This window comes from Polynucleobacter sp. UB-Siik-W21 (assembly GCF_018687415.1).
In the GTDB taxonomy this organism is placed as follows: Bacteria; Pseudomonadota; Gammaproteobacteria; order Burkholderiales; family Burkholderiaceae; genus Polynucleobacter.
On record NZ_CP061289.1, the window covers coordinates 1,122,719 to 1,147,844 of the forward strand.

Annotated in this window: 30 protein-coding genes and 1 tRNA gene; 10 read left to right on the top strand and 21 right to left on the bottom strand. The window is 45.7% G+C overall.

Annotated elements, in window-relative coordinates; genetic code table 11:
* Positions 1–3: 3 nt before the first annotated feature.
* Positions 4–1,674: an AMP-binding protein gene (locus C2756_RS05855; protein WP_215317971.1), complete on the bottom strand. Its 1,671-nt coding sequence runs from the start codon at positions 1,672–1,674 to the stop codon at positions 4–6.
* Between the two features lie 19 nt (positions 1,675–1,693).
* Positions 1,694–2,260 (bottom strand): 5'-methylthioadenosine nucleosidase, encoded by a 567-nt coding sequence (locus tag C2756_RS05860; RefSeq protein ID WP_371817081.1) that lies wholly within the window; start codon positions 2,258–2,260, stop codon positions 1,694–1,696.
* 2 nt (positions 2,261–2,262) lie between these two features.
* On the opposite strand from C2756_RS05860, the gene C2756_RS05865 reads away from it, so the two are divergent.
* Positions 2,263–2,781, top strand: coding sequence for an adenine phosphoribosyltransferase (locus C2756_RS05865; RefSeq protein ID WP_215294672.1), 519 nt, complete (start codon positions 2,263–2,265; stop codon positions 2,779–2,781).
* An 8-nt stretch (positions 2,782–2,789) separates the two neighbouring features.
* On the opposite strand, the gene C2756_RS05870 is transcribed toward C2756_RS05865, so the two are convergent.
* The 4 genes from C2756_RS05870 to C2756_RS05885 are packed head-to-tail and all read right to left on the bottom strand — an operon-like array spanning position 2,790 to position 4,279.
* Positions 2,790–3,071 carry a YqjK-like family protein gene (locus tag C2756_RS05870; RefSeq protein WP_215317972.1) on the bottom strand — a complete coding sequence of 94 codons (282 nt, stop codon included), beginning with the start codon at positions 3,069–3,071 and terminating at the stop codon, positions 2,790–2,792.
* Positions 3,072–3,074: 3 nt separating this feature from the next.
* Positions 3,075–3,443, bottom strand: a complete 369-nt coding sequence (locus C2756_RS05875; RefSeq protein ID WP_215317973.1) for a phage holin family protein — start codon at positions 3,441–3,443, stop codon at positions 3,075–3,077.
* Positions 3,444–3,449: 6 nt separating this feature from the next.
* Positions 3,450–3,791, bottom strand: coding sequence for a YqjD family protein (locus tag C2756_RS05880; protein ID WP_215317974.1), 342 nt, complete (start codon positions 3,789–3,791; stop codon positions 3,450–3,452).
* A 26-nt stretch (positions 3,792–3,817) separates the two neighbouring features.
* The gene (locus C2756_RS05885) at positions 3,818–4,279 is read right to left on the bottom strand and encodes a Smr/MutS family protein (RefSeq protein ID WP_215317976.1); all 462 of its coding nucleotides are present in this window, start codon (positions 4,277–4,279) and stop codon (positions 3,818–3,820) included.
* 44 nt (positions 4,280–4,323) lie between these two features.
* On the opposite strand from C2756_RS05885, the gene C2756_RS05890 reads away from it, so the two are divergent.
* The gene (locus C2756_RS05890; RefSeq protein ID WP_215317977.1) at positions 4,324–5,418 is read left to right on the top strand and encodes an alpha/beta fold hydrolase; all 1,095 of its coding nucleotides are present in this window, start codon (positions 4,324–4,326) and stop codon (positions 5,416–5,418) included.
* A 70-nt stretch (positions 5,419–5,488) separates the two neighbouring features.
* On the opposite strand, the gene C2756_RS05895 is transcribed toward C2756_RS05890, so the two are convergent.
* A complete protein-coding gene (locus C2756_RS05895; protein WP_215317979.1) occupies positions 5,489–5,785 on the bottom strand; it encodes a hypothetical protein in 297 nt (98 codons plus the stop codon).
* Positions 5,786–6,164: 379 nt separating this feature from the next.
* Here C2756_RS05895 and C2756_RS05900 point away from each other — a divergent pair, with 379 nt between their 5' ends.
* The gene (locus tag C2756_RS05900) at positions 6,165–6,701 is read left to right on the top strand and encodes a hypothetical protein (protein WP_215317981.1); all 537 of its coding nucleotides are present in this window, start codon (positions 6,165–6,167) and stop codon (positions 6,699–6,701) included.
* 99 nt (positions 6,702–6,800) lie between these two features.
* On the opposite strand, the gene C2756_RS05905 is transcribed toward C2756_RS05900, so the two are convergent.
* The 7 genes from C2756_RS05905 to cysS all read right to left on the bottom strand — a co-directional run bounded on the left by C2756_RS05905 (position 6,801) and on the right by cysS (position 13,409).
* Entirely contained in the window at positions 6,801–7,373 is a 573-nt protein-coding gene (locus C2756_RS05905; protein ID WP_215294687.1) for a phasin family protein, read from the bottom strand.
* A 201-nt stretch (positions 7,374–7,574) separates the two neighbouring features.
* A tRNA-Ser gene (locus tag C2756_RS05910) sits at positions 7,575–7,669 on the bottom strand.
* 88 nt (positions 7,670–7,757) lie between these two features.
* Positions 7,758–9,008 (bottom strand): aspartate kinase, encoded by a 1,251-nt coding sequence (locus tag C2756_RS05915; protein ID WP_215317983.1) that lies wholly within the window; start codon positions 9,006–9,008, stop codon positions 7,758–7,760.
* Between the two features lie 81 nt (positions 9,009–9,089).
* Positions 9,090–10,385, bottom strand: coding sequence for a tRNA lysidine(34) synthetase TilS (gene tilS / locus C2756_RS05920; protein WP_215317985.1), 1,296 nt, complete (start codon positions 10,383–10,385; stop codon positions 9,090–9,092).
* Complete coding sequence (locus C2756_RS05925) at positions 10,351–11,322, bottom strand: acetyl-CoA carboxylase carboxyltransferase subunit alpha (protein ID WP_215294693.1); 972 nt, start codon at positions 11,320–11,322, stop codon at positions 10,351–10,353. Before C2756_RS05925 ends, tilS begins: the two co-directional genes overlap by 35 nt.
* Before the next feature lie 9 nt (positions 11,323–11,331).
* Positions 11,332–11,988 carry a DNA-3-methyladenine glycosylase gene (locus C2756_RS05930; RefSeq protein WP_215317986.1) on the bottom strand — a complete coding sequence of 219 codons (657 nt, stop codon included), beginning with the start codon at positions 11,986–11,988 and terminating at the stop codon, positions 11,332–11,334.
* Complete coding sequence (cysS, locus tag C2756_RS05935; protein WP_215317987.1) at positions 11,988–13,409, bottom strand: cysteine--tRNA ligase; 1,422 nt, start codon at positions 13,407–13,409, stop codon at positions 11,988–11,990. Before cysS ends, C2756_RS05930 begins: the two co-directional genes overlap by 1 nt.
* 60 nt (positions 13,410–13,469) lie before the next feature.
* On the opposite strand from cysS, the gene C2756_RS05940 reads away from it, so the two are divergent.
* From C2756_RS05940 to C2756_RS05950, 3 genes are read left to right on the top strand one after another with little or no spacing between them, the layout of a single operon-like run.
* The gene (locus C2756_RS05940) at positions 13,470–14,321 is read left to right on the top strand and encodes a tetratricopeptide repeat protein (RefSeq protein WP_251371995.1); all 852 of its coding nucleotides are present in this window, start codon (positions 13,470–13,472) and stop codon (positions 14,319–14,321) included.
* A gap of 4 nt (positions 14,322–14,325) precedes the next feature.
* Positions 14,326–14,829: a peptidylprolyl isomerase gene (locus tag C2756_RS05945; RefSeq protein WP_215317988.1), complete on the top strand. Its 504-nt coding sequence runs from the start codon at positions 14,326–14,328 to the stop codon at positions 14,827–14,829.
* On the top strand, positions 14,826–15,614 hold the full coding sequence (locus C2756_RS05950) for a UDP-2,3-diacylglucosamine diphosphatase (protein WP_215317989.1): 789 nt from the start codon (positions 14,826–14,828) through the stop codon (positions 15,612–15,614). Before C2756_RS05945 ends, C2756_RS05950 begins: the two co-directional genes overlap by 4 nt.
* On the opposite strand, the gene C2756_RS05955 is transcribed toward C2756_RS05950, so the two are convergent.
* Positions 15,611–16,399, bottom strand: coding sequence for an inositol monophosphatase family protein (locus tag C2756_RS05955; RefSeq protein ID WP_215317990.1), 789 nt, complete (start codon positions 16,397–16,399; stop codon positions 15,611–15,613). The two genes, C2756_RS05950 and C2756_RS05955, sit on opposite strands and share 4 nt — an antisense overlap.
* A gap of 131 nt (positions 16,400–16,530) precedes the next feature.
* Here C2756_RS05955 and C2756_RS05960 point away from each other — a divergent pair, with 131 nt between their 5' ends.
* Together C2756_RS05960 and cysE are read left to right on the top strand one after the other, a co-directional pair.
* Positions 16,531–17,277, top strand: a complete 747-nt coding sequence (locus C2756_RS05960; protein ID WP_215317991.1) for an RNA methyltransferase — start codon at positions 16,531–16,533, stop codon at positions 17,275–17,277.
* 23 nt (positions 17,278–17,300) lie between these two features.
* Positions 17,301–18,059: a serine O-acetyltransferase gene (gene cysE, locus C2756_RS05965; protein ID WP_215317992.1), complete on the top strand. Its 759-nt coding sequence runs from the start codon at positions 17,301–17,303 to the stop codon at positions 18,057–18,059.
* Between the two features lie 16 nt (positions 18,060–18,075).
* Here the strand turns inward: cysE and C2756_RS05970 are convergent, their stop codons facing one another.
* Complete coding sequence (locus tag C2756_RS05970) at positions 18,076–18,696, bottom strand: peptidylprolyl isomerase (protein WP_215297397.1); 621 nt, start codon at positions 18,694–18,696, stop codon at positions 18,076–18,078.
* A gap of 54 nt (positions 18,697–18,750) precedes the next feature.
* Between C2756_RS05970 and C2756_RS05975 the strand changes: the two genes are divergently transcribed.
* Both C2756_RS05975 and C2756_RS05980 read left to right on the top strand, forming a co-directional pair.
* Positions 18,751–19,983 (top strand): cupin domain-containing protein, encoded by a 1,233-nt coding sequence (locus C2756_RS05975; protein WP_215317993.1) that lies wholly within the window; start codon positions 18,751–18,753, stop codon positions 19,981–19,983.
* A gap of 108 nt (positions 19,984–20,091) precedes the next feature.
* The gene (locus C2756_RS05980; RefSeq protein ID WP_215317994.1) at positions 20,092–20,289 is read left to right on the top strand and encodes a hypothetical protein; all 198 of its coding nucleotides are present in this window, start codon (positions 20,092–20,094) and stop codon (positions 20,287–20,289) included.
* Between the two features lie 87 nt (positions 20,290–20,376).
* Here the strand turns inward: C2756_RS05980 and bamC are convergent, their stop codons facing one another.
* The 5 genes from bamC to C2756_RS06005 all read right to left on the bottom strand — a co-directional run bounded on the left by bamC (position 20,377) and on the right by C2756_RS06005 (position 25,123).
* The gene (gene bamC, locus C2756_RS05985) at positions 20,377–21,522 is read right to left on the bottom strand and encodes an outer membrane protein assembly factor BamC (RefSeq protein WP_215317995.1); all 1,146 of its coding nucleotides are present in this window, start codon (positions 21,520–21,522) and stop codon (positions 20,377–20,379) included.
* Complete coding sequence (dapA, locus tag C2756_RS05990; protein WP_215317996.1) at positions 21,519–22,391, bottom strand: 4-hydroxy-tetrahydrodipicolinate synthase; 873 nt, start codon at positions 22,389–22,391, stop codon at positions 21,519–21,521. The genes bamC and dapA overlap by 4 nt, the downstream gene beginning before the upstream one ends.
* Before the next feature lie 110 nt (positions 22,392–22,501).
* The gene (locus tag C2756_RS05995) at positions 22,502–23,032 is read right to left on the bottom strand and encodes a bifunctional 2-polyprenyl-6-hydroxyphenol methylase/3-demethylubiquinol 3-O-methyltransferase UbiG (protein WP_251371997.1); all 531 of its coding nucleotides are present in this window, start codon (positions 23,030–23,032) and stop codon (positions 22,502–22,504) included.
* An 8-nt stretch (positions 23,033–23,040) separates the two neighbouring features.
* Positions 23,041–24,243, bottom strand: coding sequence for a tryptophan--tRNA ligase (locus C2756_RS06000; protein WP_215317997.1), 1,203 nt, complete (start codon positions 24,241–24,243; stop codon positions 23,041–23,043).
* Between the two features lie 31 nt (positions 24,244–24,274).
* Positions 24,275–25,123: a 3',5'-nucleoside bisphosphate phosphatase gene (locus tag C2756_RS06005; RefSeq protein ID WP_215317998.1), complete on the bottom strand. Its 849-nt coding sequence runs from the start codon at positions 25,121–25,123 to the stop codon at positions 24,275–24,277.
* Positions 25,124–25,126: the final 3 nt, after the last annotated feature.

A 25,126-nucleotide genomic window follows, 5' to 3' on the forward strand; every position in this document is an offset into this window, starting at 1 on the left:
TCCTCAAATATTTCTGAGTTCGCGCCTGAGAATTTTCCCAACATTAGATTTTGGGAGCTCGTGAATGAATACTACTTTTCTTGGTCTCTTGTAGCTAGTGAGATGCTCTTTGCAATATTGCAAAACGTCTGTTTCAGTAATGTGATGATCTGATTTGACGATATAAGCTTTGACAATCTCACCAAGCTTGCGGTGAGGAACGCCAATCACTGCGCATTCTTTAATGCCAGGCATTTGAGATAAGACATCTTCCACATCATTTGGGAAAACCTTAAAGCCGGCAACCACGATCATGTCTTTTTTTCGGTCAACAATTTGAATATGGCCATCCTCAGTAATCAGGCCAATATCACCAGATTTAAAGTAGCCGTCAACCGTCATGCAGTGCGCAGTTTCTTCTGGTTTATTCCAGTAGCCCGCCATCAGCTGTGGCCCTTTAATGCAAATCTCACCGGGAGTGCCCTGGGGTAGTTCTACTTCATCATCATCCAGAATCACAAGGTCTGTACTGGGCATGGGCACACCAATATGTCCTGTAAAGTGTTTCTCTAAAGGGCTATTGACGCAAACTACGGGTGATGTTTCTGATAAGCCATAGCCTTGGGCAATGGGCGAACCTGTCAGCGCCTGCCAGTGATCGGCAGTTTTCTTATGCACCGCCATACCGCCACCAATAGTGACCAATAAATGGGGTAGCTTGACCTTCTTAAACTCGGGACGATGTATCAATGCATGAAAGAGTGTATTGACGCCTGGAAAAATATTGATCTTGGGATGCTTGATCAGCAACTTAATAAAGCCATCAATATCCCTCGGGTTTGCTACCAGGACTAATAAGGCCCCTTTAGCTATACCCAAAAGAGCACAAGCTGTGAGGGCAAAGATATGGGTCATGGGTAACGCACATAAAAAACTCAGTTGTTGATCTGATTTATGTTTGAGACCCGGATTTAACCAAGACTCAATTTGCATCACATTAGAAAGAATATTGCGGTGGAGTAAAACTGCCCCTTTCGAGGTTCCAGTAGTGCCGCCGGTATATTGCAAGAAGGCAATATCATCCAGGCCAATCTCAGGTCGATGAAATGGATGTCGACTACCTATGGTCAGGGCGTCTTTAAAGTTGGTGTGCGCAACATTCCATGCTGGCACGATCTTTTTGATATTCCGGGCTACCCAATTGACGATATGTCCTTTTAAACCCAAGAGCTCCCCGGGACTACTAACAATGACTTGCTTTAAAGTCAACCGTTCTGCTATTTGCTGATATGTATTGGCAAAATTTTCCATCAGCACCAATACGCTAGCTCCGCTATCTTGCAATTGAGCCTCAAGCTCTCGTGAGGTATAGAGTGGATTAATGTTGACGACTGTATAGCCCGCACGCAGTGTTCCAAGCATCGCAATCACATACTCAATCACGTTGGGGTACATCAAGGCTACCCGTGCTCCCCGATCTAATTCCAGGGTTTGAAGATAGGAAGCGAAGTCTTTCGATAGCCGATTAATTTGGCCATACGTGAAAAACTTGCCCATGGACTCCACTGCCTTGCGATTACCAAAGCGATCAAAGCATTCTTCTAAGAATTCGGTTAAGGATGCATGAGAAGGGTCGCCAATTTCCTGCGGGACTCCTGCAGGATAGTTTTTTAGCCAAGGTTTTGGAGTATTCATACAAATCCTATTGATAGGCTTAACTCATTATTTGCTTGAGTTTGTCAATGAATAGCTCCTGCCCGTGATTTACTTTTTCTTGCCAATCATTACCAGAATTTTCATTAGCATCATCAGTAATATATTTGAATGACCTCCATACAATCTGATGCTGATGCGCTACCGCTGCGAGCGCAAACAACTCCATATCGACAACATCAACCCCTTGGCTATTGAGCCAAGGATCCCGCGCAGTCACAAAGCTATCGCCAGTACCACATAGAAATTTTCCAGATGAGAGATATTCTGATGGCTTATTACAAAACGGGGTTTGGCCTCGAGGAGCAAGCGGCTCTGTATCCATATCACGCTGAATGACCTTGCCGATATCTATTAAGCCATGAATTTGAGGGTTCACCTTTCCAGCGGTCCCAAAATTAATAATCTGATTAGGCGTATATTGATGCATTGCTTTGACACAGGCGATCGTTGCGTTTATTTTGCCAATCCCAGAGTAGATAATCTCAACGCCTGACGGGAGCACCTCGCGCTTGAGCTCACTCTCTAATGCGGTAATAATGAGGTAATTCGTTTTCATGTCTGCCATATATGAATTTATTAGATTATCTACCCGGTGTACCCGATTTTCCGAAACCTGGAATTCTGTTTAGAGATATTTCCCCTTTATTAGCAGACCCAGCAGCCTTCAAAGAAGCGATTGCGAAGCTCAATGAATTAGCCCAATCATTTGACTATACCCATATTTTAGGGATTGAATCGCGAGGCTTTATTTTTGGCTCCGCCCTTGCACATCATGCCCATAAAGGCCTAGCCCTCGCCAGAAAGCCCAATAAACTTCCCTTAGTGACCCATCGAGAGTTTTATGGCTTGGAATACGGCTCAGACTCCTTGGAAATTCAGCAGTCAACTCTGCCAAAAGATGCTCGGGTCTTGATGATTGATGATGTACTGGCAACTGGAGGTACTTTAATAGCTGCTGATAAGCTGATTCGCAATGCTGGCTTTACTGTCTGTGGTGCGATTACGCTGCTTGAAATAGGCGCACTCAATGGCAGTGCTATTCTGAATCAACATGGAATACTGAATAAATCTGTATTGATTAGCTAAATCTTGACCTAGACTAAGCGCTTGACACTCTTGAGCAACTTCATAGCACCCCAACCAACAGCCAAAACCTTGCTAGCCAATTTAGGTCTGTAATGAGCCAGGGCCGCAAAGGCACTCGTCCATAGTGATGGGTTATCTTTGAGAAAGTGAAAGGCATCAACACCCTTATCAGCCCATGAGAGTGGCTTCTCCCAAGGCTTAAAGTGCTGAGAAAATTCAAGGCGCTCATGGCTGGATCTTTTTTGAAGCTCTTGACGACGAGCCTCTAGGGCTTTGAGAGTATTGCTCATACCTTAGCGCGAAAGCTCTTCCCTGTCTTTAGCAAATTCTGCAATCGATGCTTCGAATAACTTAGGCATATTGCGTAGCGCTTGCATAATCACAAGCGCCAAAATTAAGCCGATGGAGATAAATGCCGTAGTGAGCAAGCCTAAAGCTAGCATCCGATCAGATTCCCAACTATAGATGACGATGAGTAAAGCCAACATTACCAAGCCAAAGAATAAAAAGAATAAGGCACTCACAATCATTACCAGCAGGCTGATCAATTTGTTTCTGGCAATTTGCACATCAACCGACAAAAGCTCTAAACGAGTTTGCGCAATAGATGCACCCGTTGAGGCAAGGTTTTTAATGGAGGAGAGTAAATTTTCTTGAGACATGCAAACCTAGCGACGACGGATCAAAAGACCAATTAATAAGCCTAAGCCAGCAGCAACACCAACTGCCTCCCACGGATTACGATGCACGAAATCATCCGCACCTTCAGCAACTACCTTAGCTTTTTCGGTCAAAGTCCCCTCAAGATTTGATAGACTTTCCTTAGCGCCTGAGATAGTTTCAAGCGCCTTATGGCGAATAGCGCTAATTGTCTCACTGGGATGATCTTCAGTAGCCTTAATTAAAGCCTCAGCATCGGCCATCAGAGATTTAAATTCACCGATTAATTGATCTGCGCTAGAAGCTGATGCTTCTTGAGGAATGGCGTGTTGTGATTTCTGAGTAGTCATAAGAGTTTCCTAGATACCTGTCTATTCTAAGTACTTCTAGGGGCAGAACCTAGCAATAAAACTGTCATACCTGCATTGCCAGCCTTGAAGTGTCTTAAATACCGTTTTAAACCTGGGCGCTTTTTCAATAAATCCTGACAAGCTGGGCTTGCATAGGGAACATTCTCCCCATAGAAATACTCCTCAACCCGATCAGCAAACCGATTGTTTTCGAGCGCCGCATGAATCGCCCATTTAATACAACCACCCTCACCAGATGAGCCATAGCCGTGTATTAAAACGATCGCCTTCAGACCAAGCTCATAAGCAGCTCTCAGATATTCAGTTAAATGGTCCAAGGCCTCTTCAACATTTGGAAAGCCCTGCTTAATATTGAATTCGGTGACATCTACAAACACGCTGGGTAACTCTGTGCTCCCACAATGCTGACAGGAGCCCATTAAAAATCTAGGATTACCGCACTCTGCACACTCAAATGCCTGGGTCATCAGAAAATCCTGCTATAAATAAATAATAATAAAAGGAGACAAGTATGTATTTAGCCATTATGAAGGGCGTTGCGCTCGCCCTCACAATTACCTCACTCAATGCACTAGCCCATAAGCCGACTGAACCGGCTCATCAACTCTATTCTGAGGGCAACTTTCAACTAGAGAATGGCTCCATCATTCAAGACTTTAATTTATCCTATACGACACAAGGCACCCTGAATGCCGGTAAGAGTAACGCCATTTTGATGGTGACAGCCATTGGCGGAAATCATCATCGCATTGATTACCTGATTGGTCCCGGTAAAGCATTAGATACTGACAAGTACTTTGTCATCTGCACTGATGCTATTGGTAATGGCTTGAGTACCTCGCCATCCAATAGCAAAGCACAAGCTAATGTTAGCTTTCCAGAATTTAATATACGGGATATGGTCAACACACAACATCAGTTGGTTGTAGATCACTTTGGTATTAAAAAATTAGTTGCGGTAATCGGAGCCTCTATGGGTGGTATGCAAGCCTTACAGTGGGCCGTCTCCTACCCAAATGCCATGCAAGCAATCATCCCGATTATTCCTTTAGCCAAAACCCCAGCATGGACTACCGGCGTACTAGAGATGCTCCGTCAAAGCATCATGACTGACCCTGGCTACCAAGGCGGCAAATACGATAAACCGGTGGAGCAAGGCATGCGTCTATGGTCTGGCTGGTTAAGTGGAGTAATCGTCAGAACACCCGCTTATCAGGAACAATTAAATCCAACGCCTGCAGCAGAAATTGAATACCTTAAAAAGGTGCAAGATGCTGGTTGGAAAAGAATGGATGCTAATGACTGGATCTGGCAATCACGTGCCTATGACCGTCATGACGTAGGACAAACTAAAGGCTTCGACAATAATACGGCAGCGGCACTGAAATCTATTAAAGCTAAAACATTAATATTGGCAGGTACCGGTGACTTGCTTAATCCAGAGTCAGATGCCAAGTCTTCAGCAAAACTCATTCCTGGAGCCAAGTACATGCCAATCAATGATCGTCTGCCAATGGGTCACTTGTCTGGGGCTGGCGCAACTCCAGATGAAAATGCTTTTCAGAATAAAGTAATTAAAGACTTTTTATCCACTCTCAAGAATTAACTAGATAAAAATTGTGTCAACTATTCACACCCCGCCTAGCGCGGGGTTTTTTTAACCGCCCTGTCCAGAATTAGGAACAGTACTTCACTTCAAGAACGCTGGCGTCAGTAGATTTGTCGTCAACCATCAAGCTCAACTTCTTATGAGCGCTCTCTCTATTTTCCTGAGTCTTCAAGTGACGATCAATCAAACTAGCAACATCTTTACGAATTGAAGTATTGCCGTATTGCAGGCCTTTCAATGTAGACACCGCTTCCGCAGAAATCTTGCACTGCTGAGTTACTAATGCAGAGGAATCAGATGCGGCATTTGCATATGCAAAGGCAGCGACTGAAATAGTAACAACAACTAATAGAGTCTTTTTCAACTTAGTTCCTTATTTTGTGACCACACGTTGGGCAACAACCCATATCTTTTGCCTTCGTTTTTCTGAGGGCGGCATACACACTGGACTCTGAAATCTCCATCTTTCGAGCGGCCTGAGCTGCGCTCATGCCCTTCCCTATCCACTCCAAGGCTTGATGTGTTTTCGGTATTTGTCTCTTCATTTCCTCTCCCAGTCATCAGACTATAACACAACTTCATAAGTTGTGAAGTTGTGAAGTTTAGTAAATTGATCATGACAAACCCTAGGTTTTGAACTAAAAGGCTGAACTTGATAAAACGAAGGTCTTCAACCTGATTTGAAGAGAATGGTCAGGGAAGCTGGCAGACGATAGTATGATTTGGGATCTAAGGAGCTAAATATGTACCGTTTTGCATTATTACTAGCAATCAGCTGTGGGCTAATCGCCTGTGCCAATAACGATAAAAAGATTAGCGCTTGGGAGGTCAATGATGTCTATCAATCTACGATAGTCACCCCTAATACCTCTGGTGGAAAGACCTATGTAGGGCCATCGATCAATACGATGGATGAATCCAATACCTATGTAATGTTTAACTTGCGTAGCGAGAAAACCCAGCAAGGAGTGAAATCCTATGAACTCCAGGTTCACTTGACTTATTTCACACAAATGCGCAATTACGATTCTGCAACCCTGCTCAATGGACCAGTTACCACTTTTAAGGCGATCTCCAAAGAGGCTGGTCTGTGTGAGGCCAGAGGATGCATTTTCAAGGAATTAGTGTCAATTAATCTGACCGATGCTTTTTTAAAGGAACGTGTGAAGGACGGTTTTCAACTGACCCTCTCCTCAAAGGCTGGTATCAGTACGGTGATATATGTTCCACCGCAATATTTAAAAGGCTACCTAAAAGCGGTTGACGGTATCAACTATTAGAGCCTGCTATGCATTGCTGCATATAGCTTTGCAGCTTATTGCAGAGAAATAAAAAACCGCCCGAAGGCGGTTTTTTATTGAAGCAAGTAAGTCTAAGAATTAAGCAGCTTTACGTGCTTTTGCAGCTGGCTTAGCTACAGCGTATTGACCTTGAATGTTAGCCAATGCAGCGTCAACACTTTTCTCAAAGCTTGCGAATGCATCAGTTGCAGTTGCGCGAACTTGGTCAAACTGTTGAACTGAAGCTTCAAATGCAGTTTTGAATGCAGCGACAAATGCCTCAGAACCAGCAGGAGCTGTCTTAGTAGCTTCTTTAACAAAGTTAACCATATCATCACGTGCATCATCGATTGAAGCGTCAATCACTTGAGCAACTTCTTTGTTACCGTTACGAACAACTTTGCTAACTTTAGCTTGGTATGCAGTTGCATACTTAACAGCTTCTTGAGCAGTTTCAGGTTGAGCTAATTTAGCCAATTGTTGTGGATCCTTGATTGCCAACAATTGTGAGCTTGTATCTTGTGCAGCAGCTAATGCATCTTTAGCAGCAGCTTGGTTGATTTCTGCTAATTCTTGCGCACTTTCAACAGCAACTTGTGCCAAATGTTTAGCGTTTTCAACAGCTTTAGCTTGAGCTTGAGCGATTTGATCGTTTAATTGATTCTGGAACATGGTTAATCCTTTATTTAGTAGATGGTTGTATAACTTGTTGCGATGCACCATTGTAAGAAATATTTTGTTGTGTTGCAACATTTATTTGGTGCGAAGCAACATAATTTGTAAAAAACTGTTGGATTTGTGATAATTTAAGGAATTTATGAAAACAAAAAACCCAGTAACTCATTGAATTTACTGGGTTTATTTGAAAAGTACTGGCGGAGACGAGAGGATTCGAACCTCCGATCAGAGTTTTAGCCCCGATGCTCCCTTAGCAGGGGAGTGCCTTCGACCAGCTCGGCCACGTCTCCGTACTTTTTACAGCTCTTTTGATACCACAACGCCACACAGTTTAACGGATAACCGCTTCTGAGGGGCTTTAATGCCCTTTTGATTGGTTTACTTCTGGTCGAGCTCAAATGCCTTGTGCAAGGCGCGTACTGCTAGCTCCATGTACTTCTCGTCAATCACTACTGAAATTTTGATTTCACTTGTGGAGATCATCAAGATATTGATGCCCTCTTCTGACAAGGTGCGGAACATTTTGCTAGCGATGCCTACATGGGAACGCATGCCAACGCCCACAACTGAAACTTTGGAAACCTTAGGATCACCTGAGATTTCTTTTGCTTCGATATGTGCTTGAACTGTGTTCTTCAAAATATCCAAAGCCTTCTGATAATCAGCTCTTGGAACTGTGAAGGTGAAGTCAGTCTTACCATCTACAGATTGATTTTGAATGATGATGTCCACATCAATATTTGCATCAGCGATTGGACCCAGAATTTGATAGGCGATACCTGGACGATCAGGAACTCCTAACACGGTAATCTTCGCTTCATCACGCGCAAAGGCGATGCCGGAAATAACTGCGGCTTCCATAGTGCTGTCCTCTTCAAATGTAATCAAGGTGCCCGACTTCATCTCTTGGTCTAAGGGCATCAATGGATCTGTCAACGATGACAGAACACGGGTTTTAACTTTGTACTTACCGGCAAACTCAACTGAACGAATTTGCAATACCTTAGAACCGAGGCTAGCCATTTCTAGCATCTCTTCGAAGGTAATCTTATCTAAGCGACGCGCATCCTCACAGACGCGTGGGTCAGTGGTGTATACGCCATCGACGTCGGTATAGATCAAGCACTCATCGGCTTTGAGTGCAGCAGCCATCGCTACCGCGGAAGTATCAGAACCACCGCGACCTAAAGTAGTGATATTTCCTTCTGAATCCACCCCCTGGAATCCAGTGACGACTACTGCGCGACCTGCATTAAGATCATTCAGAATCTTTTTATCATCAATGCTCTTAATGCGGGCTTTGGTAAAAGCAGAATCCGTATGCACAGTAACTTGCCAACCGGCGTAGCTCACTGCATCAATACCTTCGCGCATCAACGCTAAGGCAAGCAAACCAGAGCTGACTTGCTCACCCGTTGAGGCAATTTGATCTAACTCGCGGGGATTTGCCTCGGGATTAATTTCTTTTGCTAAACCGAGCAAGCGATTGGTTTCACCTGACATAGCCGAAGGTACTACGACCACCTGGTGGCCAGCACGCATCCATTTGGCAACGCGTTTAGCGACATTCGCAATGCGCTCAACCGAGCCCATTGAGGTGCCACCGTATTTATGAACGATAAGAGCCATAAAACCGTCTATTCAATTCTCTTTAAGCGGGAATTAACTACCCGAGGATCTAAAAAAAGCTTATTTTACAGGGTTTTGAACCTACAAAGCCTTCTCTTGCCACTCGGGCAAAACGCGTGTTCCAGAATCTACTAAGTGCGGATGACTAAGGCCTACACCAGCAACCGCAATCAGTTGATTGTCGATATACAGCAGAGGCGCATTGCGTTGCCAAGGCGGTATGTCGCCTTCCTGAAAGAGATTTTTCAAGGTTTTTCGCGGAGCATTGGGTTTAATTTGTAGCTTTTCAGAACCCGACCTGGTTTTAGTATGAATACGCCCTTCTTTTTGAGCACTTTTTACCCAGGCAGCCGGCAAGCCCAGATTTTTACTTCTAGATGCAATGGGTTTAAAAACCCACAGCCCTGAACTAGGGCTAGCAACTTGCAATTGATCGCGCCACAGCCGAATGGTTTTGCCATCATGAGCCCACTCAAGCTGAGCATCACTCTTCACAGAACGCAGATCACGCCACCAAGCATCAAGCCGCTCTTGGGATGGCATGGCTAATTCATTCAGCCTTAGCCAATAGCGCAGAATATTGTTTGCTGCTGCTTGGTCTAACTTAGCCAAACTCAACAGTGGTTTTGTTTTCAGGGAGTCTTTTAAAAGAATATCTTTACCATCTTGAATTGCTAGGCGATCTAACAATATTTGTGCATCACTCAATAGATTTGCACTGCGTGCCAAATTCACAATCGCTTCTGGCTGAATCTTTACCAGCCTTGGAATGATATCTTTGCGAATCGCGTTACGTCTGAATTGACGATTTTGATTACTAGGATCTTCTATCCATTGAAGCTTATGTTCTTTAGCGTAGGTTTCCAATTCCGCTCTACTTTGATTCAGCAGTGGACGCCAGAGGGTGACAGTATTGCTGCCAACCTTGATCTCCCTATTACCGGACATGCCCGATAGACCAGCCACCCCGGCACCCCGTAAGAGTTGTAACAAAACAGTTTCTGCCTGATCGTTCAGATGATGCGCTAGCAGTAAATCTTCAATGCCATATTCCTCACAGAGATCCGCTAAAGCCTCATAACGCCCTGCTCTTGCCCTAGCTTCGATATTGCCTTCTTCTTGACTTAGATGAAGTAAGCGAAAGTCAAAATGAACTTTGTATTTCTGAGCGAGCTTCTCGCAAAAGATGAGCCAGTCATCTGCAGGTTTTTGCAAACCATGATGAATATGGAAAACAAAAATTTCGGTATTTTTATTTTTTGCTTGCGCTTTGCAAACGGTGTCGAGTAATACAACCGAATCGAGGCCACCACTTAAGGCGACCGCAATTCGATTTGTAGACTTAAGACTTGGCTGTGATTTCCTTGAACTTGCCATAACTCATTAGACGCGCATGACGACGTTCAAGTAATGCGTCTGCCTTCATGCCATCAAAAGTTTTGATCGATTCGGCAAGGGCTTTGCTCATGTTACTCATCATGACATCGTAATCCCGATGAGCCCCACCAACTGGCTCAGCCACAATCTTGTCGATTAAGCCCAGGGCTTTCAAGCGTTGCGCAGTTAAGCCCAACTGTTCAGCAGCCTCAGAGGCTTTATCAGCGGTCTTCCAAAGAATAGAGGCGCATCCTTCTGGAGAAATGACAGAATAAGTAGAGTTCTGCAACATCAAGACAACATCACCCATGGCAATTGCCAGAGCGCCGCCCGAACCACCTTCACCAATAATCGTAGCGATGATCGGTACTTCAAGCTCAGCTTGCACATAGAGGTTACGACCAATCGCTTCAGATTGATTGCGCTCCTCTGCATCGATGCCGGGAAATGCACCTGGTGTATCTACGAAAGTAAATACAGGAATACCAAACTTTTCTGCAAGGCGCATAAGGCGCATGGCTTTGCGATACCCCTCAGGGCGACTCATACCGAAATTACGCAAGGCACGCTCTTTAGTATCGCGACCTTTTTGATGACCAATTACCATGCATGGCTGATGATCAAAACGCGCTAGACCGCCAATGATCGATTGGTCGTCTGCAAACGTACGATCACCGTGGAGTTCATGGAAGTCAGTGAATAAGGCGTCAACATAGTCCAAGGTGTACGGACGTTGCGGGTGACGCGCAACTTGCGACACCTGCCAAGGCGTTAAGTTGGCATAAACATCCTTGGTGAGTTGCAGGCTTTTTTCAGAAAGCGTTTTGATCTCATCGGAGATATCTACCGATGATTCATCTTGCACAAAACGCAGCTCTTCAATCTTTGACTCTAATTCGGCGATTTGCTGCTCAAAATCTAGGAAAGTCGTTTTCATAGTCTGATTTTAATATTCAACCGGGATGGGATCGATACTTCTCCACATATACCAGGTAGCAACCGTACGCCATGGGGCCCAATTAGCCGCCACTTCCCTTGCCTCATGGCGGCTAACAGGCTCACCACTGAAGTAATTGAGGGAAATTGCCTTAATGAGGCCAACATCATCTAGCGGCAGAATATTAGGGCGAACCAGATTAAAAATGAGGAACATTTCTGCGGTCCAGCGTCCAATTCCCCGAATTGCGCTCAATTCTTTAATCACGCTCTCATCGTCCATACCTTTCCACTGATTGGCATGGAGACGACCAGAATCAAAGTGATCGGCCAAGTCGCGGATGTACTCGACCTTGCGACCTGATAAGCCAGCTGTCCTTAAATCCTCCACCGTGAGCGCCAAGATATTTTTTGGGTTCACTTTTTTCTTGCTAGCGATAAGCACCCTATCCCACACTGCTTGGGCAGCAGCTACGGAGATTTGTTGTCCAACAATCGCACGAGCAAGCGTTGTAAATGCATCGCCCCGAGTAACTAAAAAACCAGATCCATATTTGGGAATCAATTTCTTCATAATGCGATCATGCTTCATCAGCTCACGACAAGCCTGCTCCCAATAATCAGGCGCAACTTCTTTGAGAATGGATTCTTCTTTAACGGACGCCATTAAGCCCTCCGCCATTCTGTGAGACCGCCAGGCTTATCTTCCAAGACAACGCCCTGCTCTAATAAAGTTTTACGAATAAGGTCGGCTTTAGCAAAATCTTTTGCTTGCTTAGCCGCAATCCGAGCAGCAATTTGTTCTTCGATTTGCTCGGGACTGAAGCCACCCACGTCTTTAGTGCCCGATTGCAAGAATGTGGTTGGATCTCGTTGCAAGAAATTCAAAACGCCACCTAAAGATTTGAGGGTGCTTGCGAGCATCTGTCTCTCATCACCTTGAGCTCGATTAACTTCACTTGCCAAATCAAACAACACCGCAATCGCATCTGATGTATTGAAGTCGTCATTCATGGCATCGGCAAAGCGCTTTGACCAGGAATTATTGGGATCAAGCACGACGTTTACTAGGCTGGGTGCCTGTGCTAAGGCGGTATATAAGCGCACCAAGCCAGCACGCGCCTCTTCTAGTTGCGCATCGCTATAATTGATGGGACTGCGGTAATGGGCTTTCAGCATGAAGAATCGCAAAACTTCGGGATCAAAACTTTTTAAGACATCACGGATTAAGAAGAAGTTACCCAATGACTTAGACATCTTCTCTTGGTTCACTCGAATATGGCCGTTATGCATCCAATAGTTCACAAAAGGAGCATCATCCTCTTTTCGATTTTGCCCGTACAAAGCCCCTTCGCTTTGGGCGATTTCATTTTCATGATGCGGAAACTGCAAATCGGCACCACCACCATGAATATCAAAGTGTTCGCCAAGTAAGTCGCATGACATGGCTGAGCACTCGATATGCCAACCTGGTCGGCCCTCGCCCCAAGGGGATTTCCAACGGGTATCTGCAGGCTCTTCTGGCTTAGCGCTCTTCCACAATACAAAATCCAATGGATCGCGTTTACCTCCTCCTACTGCAACGCGCTCACCTGCATTGAGTTCATCGAGAGATTTGCCAGACAGTTGACCGTAACGGGGCAGTAAACGAACTGCAAAATTGACATCGCCGTCTTCTGCTTGATACGCCAATTCATTTTCAATAAGCTTGCCGATCATCCCTTGCATTTGTTTGATGTAATCCGTAGCACGCGGCTCCTGATCTGGATGCATTAAACCTAACTCATCAGAGTCAGAATGCATGGCAGCAATGAAGCGATTGGTTAAGCTTGTAATCGGCTCGCCATTTTCTAGAGCACGCTTAATGATTTTGTCGTCAATATCGGTGATATTGCGAACATAGAGAACCTCGTAGCCACTGGCTCTGAGCCAGCGAACAACCATATCAAAGACGATCATGACCCTGGCGTGGCCAATATGGCAAAAATCATAGACCGTCATGCCGCAGACATACATCTTCACCTTACCCGGTTCGATGGGCTTAAAAACCTGTTTAAAACGGCTTAGGGTGTTATAGATTTGCAGCATAGGGCTATAAAGGTGAGGCAAGTAGCGCCAATTTGTTAGACTGAGCGCTGAGTATATCGAATGAGCCAGTTTTTCACCCCTTCCCTTATGTTTGCAACCCTCAAAGCACCAATCGTCACCACTTTTCTAGCAATTGCTATTGCCCTGAGCTTTTTATTACTGACTGGGTGCAGTACCCCTGCCCAACAGCAGGCAAATGCTGAAATCGCCGCCGTCAATAGGCAAGAAGCAACTTCTCCACAAGCTAAAACTCAAGCCTACCTGGGCGGCTATGGACCCAGCGATCCTCCCAGACTCTCCACGGATGCTCCATACGATCCATTAAATCCAGAGCTCTCTGAAACCGTTGGTGTGCCTTTTTTATCTTTCTTGATTATTGAGCCAGATCCGGTGACTAAAAATGCAGTGCCATCGGATATAGAAAAATTAGTGAAGGCGAGAAAGTATCAAGATGCGATAGATTTAATTAATACTCGCCTCAAAAAGACTCCTCGTAATGTCCAACTACGCTATATCAAGGCCCGCTTGCAACTTGAGTTACGTGATTTTGATGGGGCAAAGAAAACTTTAATTGAAATTACTCAACAATTTCCAGAGCTGCCAGAGCCTTATAACAATCTTGCAGCGATCGTCGCGAATCAAGATAAATGGATTGAAGCACGTGACTATTTAGAGCTCGCACTGAAGCTGCGTCCTAGTTACAGCACTGCTGCAGCGAACTTAGGTGAAGTCTATGTGCGCTTGGGTGCTAAGGCTTACGAGGATGCTGCCGCTAATACCCAACTCAATCAGCGTCTGTATGCCAATCGCGCTAAATATCTACTCAATTTATTAAAACCACAGACCAGAGGTCCTACAAACCCCAGTTCTTCTTCAAGCAATCCATCCACTAACTCTCCAGAAAGTAAATAAAACAATGGCGAAGGTTCTCCTTAAAACCAATCAGGGCGATATCACCCTCACTCTTGACGCAGCTAAAGCACCAAAAAGCGTTGCAAATTTTTTGCAGTATGTAAAGAGCGGTCACTACGATGGCACAATCTTTCATCGGGTGATTAATAACTTCATGATTCAGGGTGGTGGCATGACCGCTGGCATGAAGCAAAAACCAACTGGTGCAGAAATTGAGAACGAGGCTAACAATGGCCTCAAGAATGAACTTGGCACCGTTGCGATGGCTCGCACGAGCGATCCACATTCTGCTACTGCGCAGTTTTTCATCAACGTGAATGACAATGAATTTCTAAACCATACTGCTCAAAATGCGCAAGGCTGGGGTTATGCTGTCTTTGGCAAAGTCACTGAGGGTATGGATGTAGTTGATACGATTCGCAAAGTGAAGACTGGTAATTCTGGTTTTCATCAAGATGTACCAGCAGAAGATGTTGTGATTGAGAAAGCCTCTGTTCTCGAGGAATGATCCCGCAATACGCGAGCGCACTGCTCATCTCAGACCTACACTTGACGCCGTCAATGCCCTTGACGGCTCAACGCTTTTTTGACTTTTGTGAAAAAGATGCTTCTCAGGTAGAAGCTATTTTTATTCTGGGCGATCTTTTTGAATACTGGATTGGCGATGATGCTTCAGCGCATTCGCCTTTTCAACAAGAAGTAAAACGCGCCCTCGCGAATCTTTCTGCCAAAACCAAAACGTATTACATTCATGGCAACCGTGACTTTCTAGTGGGTCCTGCCTTCTTGAAAAAAACTGGCATGACTCCATTGTCAGATCCTTCGCTGGTGGAACTTGCCGGCCAAAAGTACCTGCTCTCACATGGGGATGCTCTATGTACCGCAGATGTGGGCTATCAGATATTTCGTAGCTTGACTAGAAAACCTTGGTTGCAAAAAGGATTCCTCTGTCTCCCCTTGGCCTGGCGCCGTTCCGTTGCCAATCATTTACGGGGTAATAGTCATGCGCAATATCAACGCAATGCGAGAGCTTCCTATCAGAAGAATGAGATTAAAACGAATGTCACTCAAGAAGCTTGTGCCGCAATACTACGCAGTCATTCAGGCGATAAGCTGATACATGGACATACCCATTTACCCGCTCATCATCAAGAGCAATTAGGCGAACAATCTTGGCAACGCTGGGTTTTGTCTGACTGGGACTTAGATCATCCGGAAGGTGCTCGCCCGAGAGCGAGTGCACTCATGATTAATGCTCAAGGCGTGCGCGCTATCGACTTGATTAAATCTTAAGAAGCAGAATATTTAGAAAGCGTTTGCACCATTTGCGCGTAGATACGTGGATTTGCAGCCATCACTTCGCCGCTCTTTAAAAATCCCTCTTCACCGCGGTAATTACCAATCAAGCCACCGGCTTCAGTAATCAACAGAGCGCCTGCAGCCATATCCCAAGGCTTCAGATCACTCTCAAAGAAACCATCGTAACGACCCGCAGCAACATAAGCTAAATCTAATGAAGCTGCGCCAGGACGACGTAAGCCTGCGCACTGACGAGACATCTCTGCAAATATGTTGAGATATTTTTCGAGGTCTTGATCTTCTCGATAGGGAAAGCCGGTACCAATCAAAGAATTCGCTAAACGATCTTGTGCACCAACCCGTAAACGCCGGCGATCCAAATAAGCGCCCGCTCCTCGAGTTGCAGTAAATAGTTCATCGCGAGTTGGATCGTAGACAACAGACTGTTGAATTACGCCATTGACTGCTAAAGCAATTGACACCGCATACTGCGGAAAGCCGTGAATAAAATTAGTTGTGCCATCCAATGGATCAATGATCCAGACGTTCTCTGCATCGACATTGTGTTCACCCGTCTCTTCAGCCAAAAATCCATGTGTTGGATAGGCCTCGCTCAGGGTTTCGATGATGGCCGCTTCTGCGGCCTTGTCCACCTCAGTTACAAAGTCATTGTGCTGTTTACGATCGACTTGGAGACGCTCTAAATTGAGAGAGGCGCGATTAATCACGGTTCCAGCACGACGGGCAGCCTTTACGGCCACATTTAACATGGGATGCATAGTATTGATGGACAAATTAAATAAGAACGAGCCTGTCACATTGCCAAAACTGCACGACAATACGAAGCTAATACGCTGATTCTAAACGATTTGCAATTTACCCTCCTCCTGACTAAACAGCTAAGAAACTCATGGAAATCGACCAAGCCCACCTGATACGCTGGGTTCTCGTAGAAACAAGCCACCCTGGCAATGTGGGTTCGGCAGCAAGAGCCCTGAAAACCATGGGCTTTCACGATCTCCATCTGATTAAGCCAAAAATTCCAGGTATAGCTAATCAGGCTGAGGCAATTGCCTTGGCTAGCGGCGCTGCTGACCTACTCGAATCTTCACAAGAGTCAGATTCTCTTGATAGCGCTGTGCAGGGTTGCTCACTTGTTCTGGGTCTTACTAGCCGTGAACGTGAGTTTGGCCCTCCCGCCATAGATTGGGAAACCGCACGAGGCCTGATTACCGAAACAGTTCGCAATGAGGGGCAAGTCGCTCTTGTCTTTGGTCCCGAAAGAACGGGTTTAGAAAACCATCATCTTTCCTTATGTACTCATCGCGTCTGGTTGGAAGCCAACCCCGATTACCCATCCTTAAATCTTGCGCAAGCGCTGATGGTCTGCGCCTACACGCTGAGAGAAGCGTTTTTAGCAGGCATCTCGCAGGACTCAAGCAATAGTCGGGATTTGTCGGACTATGCTGATCCAGCTGCGGTGGCTGCTATGTTGGAGCATTGGCGTCAGGGCCTAGAGGCTATTGGCTATCTTGATCCCGCCAATCCTAAGAAGCTGATGCCCCGCTTGGAGGCCTTATTTGCTCGTAGCCGCCTCCATCAGGAAGAAATCGATCTCTTACGCGGAATTGCCAAACAGATGCTCCTGAGAAAATAAGCCAGCCCCGTTAAAATCTAGCCATGTTTAATTCACTCTTCGACCAAGTCGACTCCATCATCCTCCGAGACCCCGCAGCTAGAAACCGTCTCGAGGTGATCACCTGCTATCAAGGCTTACATGCAGTTTGGCTGCACCGTATCTCTCATTTTTTATGGAACCTAGGTCTGAAGTGGATTGCACGGGTTCTATCGATGCTGTCACGTTTTATCACCGGCATTGAAATTCATCCGGGCGCCAAGATTGGTCGTCGCGTCTTTTTAGATCATGGTCTTGGCATTGTGATTGGCGAGACTACAGAAATTGGTGATGACTGCACCATTTACCAAGGCGTGACTTTAGGTGGCACCTCTCTCTATAAAGGAGTGAAACGTCACCCCACCTTGGGCAAAGGTGTAGTGGTGAGTGCTGGTGCAAAAGTACTCGGTGGATTTACTGTGGGCGATGGTGCACGCGTTGGATCAAACGCCGTCGTCTTAAAAGAAATTCCTCCAGGAGCCACTGCAGTGGGCATCCCTGCACGCATCTTGCATCCTGATCTGCCTCAAAGCGCAGATAGCAAAACGAAAGAGTATTTTTCTGCTTATGGTGTCACGCCCAATGTAGACGACCCAGTATCGATGGCGCTCAAGGGTTTAATTGATGCCACGATCGAACAAGAGGACAAAATTGCTCAGCTTGAAAAGGCGCTCGCCAAGTTAAGCAATCTTCCGACAGATTCTCCTGCCAACAGCGATACCAAGCGCGATCTGGATGCCATCAAGGAATGGCTTAAAGAGTAATGTTCTATCTTGCGGATTAATGCAAGGTGCGTGGTGCCTGAGTTTTTAAGCTCAGTGCTTTCTCAAGAAAATCTTCCTCATCTGCGTCCTCATTGGGCATACCAAAAGTGAAGTTCTCACTTCCTTCGGGATAGCGATTTTGAATTTCATCATCAGTCGCTGCGCGCACATCCTCTACCTGCACCCAGAAGCGAAGAGCCATCCCTGCCAGGGGATGATTCCCATCTAGAACAACTTGGTTATCAGCCACATCAGTCACGGTATAGATCAAAGGTTCATCGTCAGTTTCGTCTGCATCATCAGCAGATGCAGAGATATCTTCAGACTCTTCGTCTGCATCAGAATCTGGAACGCCTTCAAATTGCATGCCTACTTCTAATGGCTCTGGGAAGCGCGTACGTGGTTCTATCTTCAGTAGCTCTGGGTCATATTCGCCAAAAGCCTCATTAGGCTCTAATTGAATAGTGGCTTCATAGCCAATGTCTTGACCGTCCAACATCGATTCAATTTTGGGGAAAGTGCCTTCATAGCCACCGTGCAGGTATACCATCGGAGCATCTGGCTCCTCGATGACATTATTTTGAGCATCGGTTAATTTATATCGAAGGGATACGATAGTATTTTTTTCAATCTTCATGCGCAATTTGTCGTACATTCGTTTTTTTAATGATTTAACACTAGCCTTTACTTTATGAATTCATTTTACTTGAGCAAGCCTTATCAGCCGCCCCAAGCACCCCAAAAGCTCCCTTTAAATGAGTCCTGGGCCCTATTTGGCGGAATGAGCCCTCAGCAGTTCATGAAACGGTATTGGCATAAAGAGCCCTTGCTTGTTCGGGGGGCGATTCCAGCATTTGCGCTTTGCTCTCAAAACGAGGAGTCCCTAGAAAGCCCGATTTCTTATGAACAATTAGTTCACTTTGCCGCTCAAGAGGAAGTAGAGTCTCGCCTCATTCAATCTAAGCCTTGGCGCTTTGATCAGGGACCCTTCCAAAAAAAATCCTTACCTAAGCTCGATATGCGGGACTGGACACTTTTGCTCCAAGGTATGGAAGCGCATCATCCCGCAGCCGCAAAAGTGCTTTCCTGGTTTCGCTTTGTACCTGATGCTCGCTTAGATGACCTGATGATCAGTATTGCTGGCATTGGCGGAGGTGTGGGACCCCATTTTGATTCCTATGATGTTTTTCTCATCCAAATGTCGGGAAGAAGACAGTGGCGCATCTCTCAACAGAAAGACTTAAGCCTCGATACTAAGTTGCCGCTGAAGATTCTGCAGAATTTTCAATGCGAACAAGAGTGGGTGCTTGAGTCCGGCGATATGCTGTATCTCCCGCCCCATGTGGCTCATGATGGGATCGCTTTAGATGCTGGCTGTCAAACCTGGTCTGTAGGGTTTCGCTCTCCTAGCTTTAAAGAGTTGCTTCAAGAGGGTTTATGGCGACTCGCCGAATCCTTGGAAGACATTCCCGATTTAGATCGTAAATTTGCTGACCCAAAACAGGGGTCAACCGCCAGCCCTGAGCAACTTCCACAAGAACTCATCAAACAATTACGTGAACAGTTGGCTAGCCTGAACTTGAACCAAATTGATCGATTTTTACCTGGCATCACCGCATACCTATCCGAACCCAAACAGCAGGCATTTTTTGATGGCCCCAAGCAGCCCTTAAGCCAAAGCCAGTTCCTCAAGGAGCTGGCTAATACATCACTCATTCCAAGCCCCCAAAGCCGTATTTTGAGCCTTGGCAAGCAAGTATTTTGCAATGGTGACAATGTCACAAAAGATCAAACCATCGAGATCATATCTGCCTGGAACGACCTATCATCCGCCAAAAGACTGCAAACTAACCGGCTTAAAAATAGCAGCAAAACAAGTCTTTACGAAGCCTACCTCGCTGGTTGGCTGATTTTCGAAGATTAATCAGGTATGGCTATAATAAATACAGGAAACTACCTAGGGATTTGCCCTTGGTATCTCCCACAACAATTATCGATAATTGGTGTTTAATTTTTTTAGAGGAAATTACAAATGAAGAAGTCACTCGTATTTGCTGCAATGTTAGCTATCGCTTTGGCCGCTTGCGGTAAAAAAGAAGAAGCAAAACCTGCTGAAGCTCCTGCTGCTGCAGCTCCTGCTGCTCCTGCTGCTGAAGCTCCTGCTGCCGCTCCTGCCGCTCCTGCAGCCCCTGCTGCTCCAGCCGCTCCTGCTGCTGACGCTAAGAAGTAATCTTCTTCATGAAGAAAAAAAGCCGCTGAAAAGCGGCTTTTTTATTGAGTCAAAAATGAACTGTAGTAATTAAAAAGCGTGCGCTTCCTATTTAGCTAATTGCTCGGTCAGCAGTGTCAATAACTGGAAGCCAGCGGGTGTATTTTCAGGCTTACCATCAGCGTCTTGAACATAGACGTTAGAAGAATTCTCACCAGTACTCTTCACGATCACTTGGTATTTTTTAGCCTGCAGTTTTGAATCATCTTTACTGCTAAAAAGATTCGAGAAGAATCCTTTGGAATCGCCCACATCCTTAGCGTTCACATAGCGAACAAAATACACGCCTTGTGAGCGGTTACGATCTTCAACGGTGAAGTTGGAGCGGTCAAGTGCCAAACCAATATCGCGCCATGAGCGATCAAAACCAGCGCTCAACTCAATATAACCCTTGTTATTACCTTCTTGTACAAACTTCGCCTTAGGCGTCTTAGGGCCTAATGGAGCAGCAACCATGGCCTTAGCCTGCTCCTGAGTCATCCCTAGGCGCTCCATTAGGCGTGCCAAGAAGACAGCTTCAAGCTCTGGATCATTAGGGCGAGATGTCCAAATAGTAGAGATGCAAGCGCCAGTTGTATCAGTGGTACATTTTTCTATCGCACCACGTTGAGTAATATAAATTTCTGTTTCACCAGGCTTGGTGACCTCTAAACGGGTTTTATATTTATCGCGCTCACCAGTGTCATAAATTGAATCTAGCGCACCACCAATGGTCGAACGAATCCAATCCTGCGCAATCTTTGCACGATTTTCAGCCCAATCGGTTTCCATAATGCCGGTTGAAGGCGAATCCACTACTAGTAAGAATCCATTCTCTTGCCAGAAATCTTTTACTTGTGGATACAGTTCAGGCGCAGGTTTTTCTACCACCAGCCACCTGCGCTCGCCATCTTTCGCAATGCGCATGCCTGGAATGCCCGTCATCACATTGGTTCGCATTTGTGCTGATTTTTTAACAGCTGCGTTGTACTCAGACATGGTGGCCGTACCATCTTGAACAATATAACGGCGGTCAGCCTGGGCGGTAATCAAATCTGGTGGGTAGGACAAATTAGGACCACGAACGGCTCCAGAACTCTTATAGTCAACCGTATCGTTACTAGTAACCGACTTACAAGAAATTAATGCGAGAGCAGCCATCGGCAAAGCCAATAAAGACAACCATCGGCGAGAGAGCAAAAGCAAATTCATCATAGTAAGTTAGCCTGTTTTAATGCTGCCTTTAATGGCTCTCTTAGTGAGATACTCAAAGGGGTTAAGGGCAAGCGAATACCCGCGGTAATCTTACCCATTTCGTGAAGCGCCCATTTCACTGGAATTGGGTTGGCCTCGGTAAACATGGCTTTATGCACAGCAATTAATTGATATTGAATCTCACGCGTTCTTTGAACATCATCCGACATCGCAGCAACACACAACTCATGCATGAGACGAGGTGCCACGTTAGCAGTGACGGAGATATTGCCTTTACCACCCATCAACATCAACATCGCAGCCGTTAAGTCATCACCGGAGAATACCGAGAAATCACTGTGACCTGCTCGCTTGAGATCATTGATCAATAAGGTGCCACGCTCTAGACTACCAGTTGCATCTTTAATGCCAATGATGCCTGGCACAGCCGCCAAACGGACCACAGTATCACCAGATAAATCAGCCACTGTGCGTCCAGGTACGTTATATAAAATGACTGGCAAATCTACAGCCTCAGAAATCTTTTTGAAATGGGCATACATACCCTCTTGCGTAGGCTTATTGTAGTAAGGAACTACTTGAAGGCTGGCATCAGCACCAACCTTTTTAGCAAACTCTGTTAATTCAATTGCTTCAGCTGTGGAATTACCACCAGTACCAGCGATCACCGGAATACGTCCTGCGATATGTTCCACCGTTACTCGAATTAATTCGCAATGCTCTTCTACAGAGACGGTCGGCGACTCACCACTAGTGCCAACAATGACGATTCCATCAGTTCCCTCGGTAACATGCCAATCAAGCAAAGATTTGAGGCTAGCAAAGTCCAAACTGCCGTCGTCAAACATCGGCGTAACAATAGCGGGCATGCTGCCTGAAATGGTCTTTTTACTAGTTTTGGAATGAACTGGATTTGTCACCGAATGTATACCGATTGATAACTGTCTTAAGCTTGAAATTGTAACGGAATGCGTCCTTTTCACCCTTCTTTTAGAGCACAAAGGCGCTGAACCATGGCTGGTTTGGGTTCATCTATATAAATATCCTCGTAGGCAATGACTTTTAGGCCATGGCGAGCTGCTAAAGCCAGTAATTCCCCAGTTTTTAAAAGGAAATTTGGATTGGATGGTTTACCAAATTCGGCGTTGCCAAGGGCAAAGGTTTCATAGATCAAAACACCGCCATTAGCTAACATTGGGGGTAGACGATCCCAATGGGGCCTGTAAAGGTAATTAGTCACCACAATACCGCTAAATTCGAGACCCTCTAAAGGCCACTCCTCCACCTCCAAATTGAAAGCTTTACTTGTAATTAGGGGGTGCTTTTTTTGCTTAATCAAAGCGATATCTTGATCAAAAGCGAACACGGAGTAGCCCATGTCAGCTAAGAAAGTAGCGTGGCGACCTGCACCGCATGCCAGATCTAATACCAAACCCTCTTTAGGAATGTGTGAGGCAAAGCGCCTCACCCAAGGGGAGGCATTTAGCTGAGCATCATGCTGCGCTGTCAAGCAAGATCTCAATCGTACGCAAGACCCATTGCTTCGCGGACCTCACGCATAGTTTCTTGGGCGACTTTTCGTGCTTTATCGCAACCATCAGCAATGATCGAACGCAAAAGACTTGGATCGTCCAAATACTTTTGGGCACGCTCAAACATCGGTTGCTGTTCAGCCAAAATTGCATCGATGACCGGTTGCTTACATTCAAGACAGCCAATCCCAGCAGACTTACAACCCTGGTCTACCCATTGCTTAGTTTCTTCATTTGAATAGACGGTGTGCAATTGCCATACAGGACAACGCGCTGGATCTCCAGCATCTGTTCTGCGGACTCGAGCAGGATCTGTAGGCATGGTTCTAATTTTCTTAACCACCTCTTCGGGCAGCTCGCGAATGCCAATGGTGTTGCCATAAGATTTGGACATTTTTTGACCATCTATACCAGGCATACGGGAAGCAGAAGTTAATAAAGCTTGTGGTTCTGGGAGAATGATTTTGCGTGCACCCTCTAAGAATCCAAAGAGTCTTTCGCGGTCAGCCATCGACAAACTTTGCGCCTCTTGCAGTAGTGCCTTGGCCTGCTCTAGGGCTTCATCATCACCGCGCTCTTGATATGCAATGCGTAACTCTAAATACATCTTGGCGCGCTTACTACCCAATTTCTTCACCGCTTCGAGTGCTTTTTCTTCAAAGCCAGGCTCACGACCATAAAGATAATTAAAACGACGTGCAACTTCACGAGTCATTTCTACGTGAGGAACCTGATCTTCCCCCACGGGTACATGCTGAGCCCGATAAATCAGAATATCGGCGGCTTGGAGTAAGGGGTAGCCCAAGAAACCATAGGTTTGCAGGTCTTTTTCTTTGAGCTTTTCGATCTGATCTTTATAAGTCGGCACCCGCTCTAACCAGCCTAAAGGAGTTCCCATCGAGAGCAATAAGAATAATTCAGCATGCTCGGGGACCTTGCTCTGAATGAATAAAGTGGCTTGATTGGGATCTACACCAGCAGCCAACCAATCGATCACCATATCCCAAACAGATTGCTCAATGACATCGGGGGTTTCGTAATGAGTAGTGAGGGCATGCCAATCCGCAACAAAGAAAAAGCAGGGATATTCCGATTGCAGGCGCACCCAATTTTTTAATACGCCGTGGTAATGGCCAAGATGTAAATTGCCCGTAGGCCTCATACCGGATAAAACACGTTCAGCAAACATCGTTTTTCTTTATCTTTATTGTGAAGTTGTATTAGTGAAACACTGACCAAACTGGCGTCAAGTGCTCAGGCAAATGGGGCAAGGTGCCTAAATCAATATGACTTTCGTCAGGATCATGAAAATCTGATCCACGTGAGGCCAGAAATCCATATTGCTGGGCTATCTTGCCATAGGTCAGATATTGATCTGGGCTATGACTGCCGGTAATCACCTCGATACCGAGACCACCAATATCTTTAAAGTGTTTATATAACTCGTCCATTTGCATGGCATTGAAGTTATAGCGACCAGGATGCGCAATCACTGCCACACCACCGGCAGCCTTAATCCATGCTACTGCATCATCTAGCTTGGCCCACATATGCGGCACATAGCCAGGTTTATCTTCAACCAAATAATTTTTAAAGACGTGCTCTGTATCTTTACAAACACCCTGCTCAACTAAAAAGCGAGCAAAGTGGGTTCGGGAGATTAGTTCATGATTACCAGCGTAATGTAATGCACCTTCGTATGCGCCCGGTATACCCACTTTGAGCAATTGCTCGCCCATTAACTTCGCGCGATTGCCACGACCATCACGAGTACGACGCAAACCTTCAATGATGCCCACATGGTCCGCATCAATCCCAAGGCCAACGATATGGATGGTTTGCCCCATCCAGGTCACTGAAATTTCGACGCCAGCTAAATAATCCAGACTGAGAGCACTAGCCGCTGCTTTGGCACGCTGCTGACCACCCAACTCATCATGATCGGTCAGCGCCCATAAGTTCACTCCGTTGGCTTTGGCACGTTCTGCCAATATTTCAGGAGTTAAAGTGCCATCAGAAATTACTGAGTGGCAGTGCAAATCGGCATTTAAGGTAGAAAAGCTACTCATGAC